Annotated in this window: 6 protein-coding genes; 4 read left to right on the top strand and 2 right to left on the bottom strand. The window is 71.4% G+C overall.

What is annotated here, in order from left to right:
• Positions 1-5 precede the first annotated feature (5 nt).
• Positions 6-971 carry an ABC transporter substrate-binding protein gene (locus tag BZB76_RS11515; protein WP_121434248.1) on the bottom strand — a complete coding sequence of 322 codons (966 nt, stop codon included), beginning with the start codon at positions 969-971 and terminating at the stop codon, positions 6-8.
• Between the two features lie 38 nt (positions 972-1,009).
• Positions 1,010-1,240: a phosphopantetheine-binding protein gene (locus BZB76_RS11510; RefSeq protein ID WP_121434247.1), complete on the bottom strand. Its 231-nt coding sequence runs from the start codon at positions 1,238-1,240 to the stop codon at positions 1,010-1,012.
• 174 nt (positions 1,241-1,414) lie between these two features.
• On the opposite strand from BZB76_RS11510, the gene BZB76_RS11505 reads away from it, so the two are divergent.
• From BZB76_RS11505 to BZB76_RS11490, 4 genes are read left to right on the top strand one after another with little or no spacing between them, the layout of a single operon-like run.
• Positions 1,415-2,173: a 2,3-dihydro-2,3-dihydroxybenzoate dehydrogenase gene (locus tag BZB76_RS11505; protein ID WP_121434246.1), complete on the top strand. Its 759-nt coding sequence runs from the start codon at positions 1,415-1,417 to the stop codon at positions 2,171-2,173.
• A 19-nt stretch (positions 2,174-2,192) separates the two neighbouring features.
• Positions 2,193-3,362: an isochorismate synthase gene (locus tag BZB76_RS11500; protein WP_246006881.1), complete on the top strand. Its 1,170-nt coding sequence runs from the start codon at positions 2,193-2,195 to the stop codon at positions 3,360-3,362.
• Complete coding sequence (locus BZB76_RS11495; RefSeq protein ID WP_121434245.1) at positions 3,362-4,981, top strand: (2,3-dihydroxybenzoyl)adenylate synthase; 1,620 nt, start codon at positions 3,362-3,364, stop codon at positions 4,979-4,981. The genes BZB76_RS11500 and BZB76_RS11495 overlap by 1 nt, the downstream gene beginning before the upstream one ends.
• A gap of 7 nt (positions 4,982-4,988) precedes the next feature.
• On the top strand, positions 4,989-5,654 hold the full coding sequence (locus BZB76_RS11490; protein WP_121434244.1) for an isochorismatase family protein: 666 nt from the start codon (positions 4,989-4,991) through the stop codon (positions 5,652-5,654).

The raw sequence follows: 5,654 nt of genomic DNA, 5'->3' as shown, positions 1-5,654 counted from the left end.
CGCGGTCAGCCCAGGCCCTTGAGGAGGGTCTCGATCTGGCTGAGAACGGCGGTCAGCGTCGTGTAACGGTCGGCGAAGCTGAAGTTGACGCCGTGGACCTGGTTCTTCTTGGCGGCCTTCAGCAGCTTCCACTGCGACGTGGCGAGCATCTCCTCGGTCGCCGGGCTGAGCTTGCCGCCCGAGTTGCCGATGAGCACGACGTCGGCGTCGGCGAGCGAGGAGATCTTCTCCTGCGAGTACTCGTTCTCGTGGGTGTCGGTCCGGTCGGACTCCTTGGCGAAGCCCGCGCCCAGGGAGTGGAGCACCTGCCCCATCCAGGACGTGCGGGTGCCGATGTAGAACTTGCCGTCCCCGTAGGTCGAGACCAGGGCGAACCTGTTGTCCTTCAGCGGTCCGGCGTAGGCGCCCTTGACCTGGTCGATCTTGGCCGTGTAGGCGTCCTTGAGCCGCTTGAGCTCGGCCTCCTTGCCCACCGCCTGGGCGATCTTCTCGGCGGCGCCGACCAGCTCGCTGGGCTTGGCGACCTCGAAGTACAGCGTCGGCGCGATCTTGCCGAGCTTGTCGATCGGCCAGCCGAAGTCGGCGCCCTCGACGATGATCAGGTCGGGCCGCAGCTCGGCCACCTTCTCCAGGTTGATCTGGTCGCCCGCGCCGATCTCGGTGCTCTTGGAGATCTGCGCCGTCTGCTCGGGCGTCAGCTCCAGCGGCTCCTCGACCTTCGTGGTGCCGATCGGGACGACGCCGACGTCCAGCAGGGCGCCCGCCGCGTAGCTGATCGCCACGATCCGCTTCGGGTTCGCCGGGACGGTGACGGACCCGTTGGTGGCCTGGACCGTCCGCTTCTCCGCGGACGCTCCCTTCCCGTCGGAGCCGGCGTCGTCGGAGTCGCCGCATCCGGCGAGGGTGAGCGCGGCGACGAGGGCCGCGACCACGGCGACCAGCGGCCGTGATCTCCGAAGGACGTGGATCATGATTCTCCCGTGCAGTGGTTCAGGGGGTTATCAGGGGGTCAGCGGGCGAGCAGAGTGAGCCACCGGGCCACCGTCGGTTGCTCCGCGAGGTCCATGAGATCGATGTCGGCGCCCTCGGCACGCCAGCGCTCCACGAGGGTCATGAGCCGGATCGAGTCCATGCCGTGGTCGGTGAGCGGGACGTCGTCGGCGACGTCCCCCGGGCCCACGCTCAGCACCTCGGCCACATCGGCGCGGATGCGGTCCGGGGTGAGCCGAGTCCGCTCCATGCTGTACTCCCTTGGAAGATCAAGTTAGGTTAGGCTTGCCTAAGATGGCGCGGTGCTCCATGATCTGTCAAGCCCGCCCGTCGGGCGATCGCCGCCCCCCGAGGGGGGTTGTGCGATCTCTGAACGATAGGCAAGGCTTGCCTAACTTAGGTAGGCCTAATTCAGAGGACGACGATGAGACGCGAAGGTGTTGCGGTGGTGACCGGCGGTGCCGGTGGAATCGGCGCCGCGATCGTCGAGGCGTTGGCCGGATCCGGCCAACGCGTGACCGCGCTCGACCTCGACGAGGAGGGTCTGCGCGGCCTCGTCGAACGGACCGGCGAACAGGGGCTGAACGTTACCGCGCACACCGTCGACGTCGGCGACGCGCCCGCGGTCGAGACCGCCTTCGACAAGATCGAGGCGGAGCTCGGGGCCGTCACCGAGGTCGTCAACGTCGCCGGGCTGCTGCGTCCGGCGACCGTCCTGGACACCACCGACGCCGACTGGGCCGCGACCTTCGCGGTCAACGTGACCGGCGTGTTCGTCGTCTCCCGCGCGGCGGCCCGCCGGATGAGGGGACGCCGCCGCGGCGCCATCGTCACCGTCGGCTCCAACGCGGGCGGCGTCCCCCGCGGGGGCATGGCCGCCTACGCGGCGTCCAAGGCCGCCGCCGCCCACTTCACCCGCTGCCTCGGCCTGGAGATGGCACCCCACGGGGTGCGCTGCAACATCGTCTCGCCGGGCTCGACCGACACCCCCATGCTGCGCGCCCTCGGCGCCGGCGACGTCATCGCGGGGGACGCCGCCGCGTTCCGCACCGGCATCCCGCTCGGCCGTGTCGCCGAACCCGCCGACATCGCCGACGCGGTGCTCTTCCTGCTGTCCGAGCGGGCCCGCCACATCACCATGCACGAGCTGTACGTCGACGGCGGCGCCACCCTGCGCGCCTGAACACCCGGAGCCGATCCCCTTGACGATCCTCACCGAGCCCCACGCCGACCTCCTCAGCGACTACCGGCCCGGCGACGCCTTCTTCTTCCGTTCCCCCGGGCACACGATCCTCGCGCGCGGCACCGCCGCCACCGTGCCCACCTGCAACGTCGGCAACCCCGTCGAGACGCTCACGCGTCGGGTGCGGGAGACGCTGGCACAGGCGCGGGCGGCGGGGCAGCCTCGTCCGATCGTGGTGGGCGCGCTGCCGTTCCAGCCGACGACGCCCGCCCGGCTGCTCGTCCCGCAGTCCGTGCACTGGACGGGACCGTCCTGGACGGGCCCGCCCTCGGGCAAGCCGCCCGTCGAGTTCGGGTCGCTGCGACACGCGCCCTCCCCTGAGGCGTACAAGCGGAGCGTCGCCGCGGCCCTCGACCGGCTGGACGAAGGAACGCTCCGCAAGGTCGTGCTCGCCCGCGCCTTCCACCTCGACGACGTCGTCCGGGCCGACGTGCCCGCGATGCTGCACCGCCTGGCGCACGGCAACCCCACCGGCTACGTCTTCGCGGTCGACCTGCTGCGGGGTCACACGCTGCTCGGGGCCAGCCCGGAACTGCTCGTCCAGCGCACCGGAAGCGTCGTCACGGCCAACCCGCTCGCCGGGTCCGCGCCCCGCGACCCCGACCCGGAGGTCGACGCCCGCGTCGGAGAGGCACTGCTCGCCTCGGAGAAGGAGCGGCACGAGCACGCCGTGGTGGTGGACGCCGTCGCCGAGGGCCTGCGGCAGTACTGCCGCGACCTGGAGGTCCCGGACGAGCCGTCGTTGTCGCGGACGCCGACGATGTGGCATCTGTCGACCCGGATCCAGGGCCGGATCATCGACCCCGACATCGCGTCCGTCCAGCTCGCGGCGGTCCTGCATCCCACGCCCGCCGTCTGCGGCACCCCGCGTGAGCCGGCCCGCAAGGCCATCGGGGAGCTGGAGTCGTTCAACCGCGGCTTCTACAGCGGGGCGGTCGGCTGGACGGACGCCTCCGGCGACGGCGAGTGGGCGATCGCGATCCGCTGCGCGGAGGTGGCGCCGAACGAGATCCGCGGCTACGCGGGCGCCGGGATCGTCGCCGGTTCGGACCCCGAGGCGGAGTTGGCCGAGACGACCGCGAAGTTCCGCACGTTCCTGCGTGCGCTCGGAATCGACCAGGATCTGTGATGCTCCCTCACTGCACACCATGGCCCGAGGAGACCGCCGCCCGCTACCGCGCGGCCGGTCACTGGCGCGGCGAGACGTTCGGGGCGCTGCTCGCCCGGCTCGCCGCCGAACACGCCGACCGCGTCGCCGTCGTCGCCGGGAAGGTCAGACTGACCTACCGCGAACTCGACGACCGCGCGTCGCGTCTCGCCGCCGGGCTGTCCGCCCTCGGCGTGCGGCCGCGTGACCGTGTCGTCGTCCAGTTGCCGAACGTCGCCGAGTTCGTGGAGACGGCGTTCGCGCTGTTCCGGCTCGGCGCGATTCCGGTGTTCACGCTGCCCGCCCACCGGTCGAGCGAGATCGTCCATCTGGCCCGGCACGCGGAGGCGGTCGCCTACGTGGTGGCGGACGAGCACGCCGGGTTCGACTACCGGACGCTCGCCCGGCAGGTCCGCGACGAGGTTCCCGGCGTGCGGCACGTGCTCGTCGCCGGGGACGCCGAGGAGTTCACGTCGCTGGAGAGCGTTCACGCCGACGCCGGTGACTCCGCCTTCACCGACTCGGACCCGTCCGACGTGGCCCTGTTTCAACTGTCCGGGGGCACCACCGGCACGCCGAAGATGATCCCGCGCACCCATGACGACTACCTGTACAGCGTCCGTGCCAGCGCGGAGATCTGCGGGCTCACACCCGACACCGTCTACCTGGCGGCGCTTCCGGCGGCGCACAACTTTCCGATGAGCTCTCCCGGCGTCTTCGGCGTCCTGCACGCGGGCGGGACCGTGGTGATGGCGCCGCAGCCCTCCCCCACCGTCGCGTTCCCGCTGATCGAGGCGGAGCGCGTCACGCTCACCGGGCTCGTCCCGCCGCTCGCGCTGCTGTGGATGGAGACGGCGAGGACGACCTCGCACGACCTGTCCAGCCTGCGTGTCCTGCAGGTGGGCGGCGCGCGGTTCGCCGACTCGGCCGCGGCCCGCGTCCGCGACGCGCTCGGCTGCGACCTCCAGCAGGTGTACGGCATGGCCGAGGGGCTCGTCTGCTACACCCGCGCGGGCGAGCCCGAGGAGTTCCATCTCACCACCCAGGGTCGACCGATCTCGGTGGACGACGAGGTCCGCGTGGTGGACGCCGCCGGGAACGAGGTCCCGCCGGGCGAGCCCGGCGAACTCCTCACGCGGGGCCCGTACACGATCCGCGGCTACTACCGGGCCGACGAGCACAACGCCGTCGCGTTCACCCCCGACGGGTTCTACCGGACGGGTGACGTCGTCCGCCGCCTTCCGTCCGGGCACGTCATCGTCGAGGGCCGGGTGAAGGACCAGATCAACCGTGGCGGCGAGAAGGTCGCCGCCGAGGAGGTCGAGAACCACCTCCTCACCCATCCCGCGGTACGGGACGCGGCCGTCGTCGCCGTTCCCGACCGGTTCCTCGGCGAACGCACCTGCGCGGTCGTCGTCCCGCGCGGGGAGGCGCCGACCCCCGCCGAACTGCGGGCCCATCTACGCGACCGGGGCCTGGCCCCGTACAAGATCCCTGACCGGGTCGAGATCGTCGACGAGTTCCCGGTCACCGGAGTCGGCAAGATCAGCAAGCGGGAGCTGCGCCGCGCCCTGGCGGCACGCCTCGCCCCCACCCCTTAGGAGCGTCATGGGCCTGCCCGGAATCACCCCGTATCCGATGCCCGATACCCTCCCCGCGAACCGGGTCGACTGGACCCCGGACCCCGCGCGCGCCGTCCTGCTCGTCCACGACATGCAGAACTACTTCGTGGACGCCTACCGGCGCGACGCCTCCCCCATTCCGGAGCTGGTCGCCAACATCCTCGCGCTGCGGTCGCGCTGCGCCACGCTCGGGATCCCCGTCGTCTACACCGCCCAGCCCGGCGCGCAGACCCTCGCGCAGCGCGGACTGCTCCAGGACTTCTGGGGCGACGGCGTGCCCGGCGACCCCCCGGCCGCGCGGATCATCGACCCGCTCCTGCCCGCCGACAACGACATCCAGCTCACCAAGTGGCGCTACAGCGCGTTCCAGCGGACATCGCTCGCGAGGATCCTCACCGAGTTGGACCGTGACCAGCTCGTCATCACCGGCGTCTACGCCCATATCGGCTGTCTGATGACGGCGTGCGAGGCGTTCATGCGCGACATCGAGACCTTCTTCGCCGCCGACGCGACCGCCGACTTCTCCGCCGAGCACCACGCCATGGCCATCACCTACGCCGCCGAACGGTGCGCCGTCGTCCTCAACACCAGCGACCTGCTGACCGCGCTCTCCCGCGACCGCGCCTCCGTGTCATCGAGAACAGCGTCCTAG

This window comes from Actinomadura pelletieri DSM 43383, from assembly GCF_003634705.1.
GTDB classification, from domain to species: domain Bacteria; phylum Actinomycetota; class Actinomycetes; order Streptosporangiales; family Streptosporangiaceae; genus Spirillospora; species Spirillospora pelletieri.
This window is presented reverse-complemented; position numbering and strand designations above follow the sequence as displayed.

Excerpts from the sequence above, each read along its gene's own strand:
- BZB76_RS11515 (WP_121434248.1), bottom strand. The coding sequence starts at position 971 with ATGATCCACGTCCTTCGGAGATCACGGCCGCTGGTCGCCGTGGTCGCG.
- BZB76_RS11510 (WP_121434247.1), bottom strand. The coding sequence starts at position 1,240 with ATGGAGCGGACTCGGCTCACCCCGGACCGCATCCGCGCCGATGTGGCC.
- BZB76_RS11505 (WP_121434246.1), top strand. The coding sequence starts at position 1,415 with ATGAGACGCGAAGGTGTTGCGGTGGTGACCGGCGGTGCCGGTGGAATC.
- BZB76_RS11495 (WP_121434245.1), top strand. The coding sequence starts at position 3,362 with ATGCTCCCTCACTGCACACCATGGCCCGAGGAGACCGCCGCCCGCTAC.
- BZB76_RS11490 (WP_121434244.1), top strand. The coding sequence starts at position 4,989 with ATGGGCCTGCCCGGAATCACCCCGTATCCGATGCCCGATACCCTCCCC.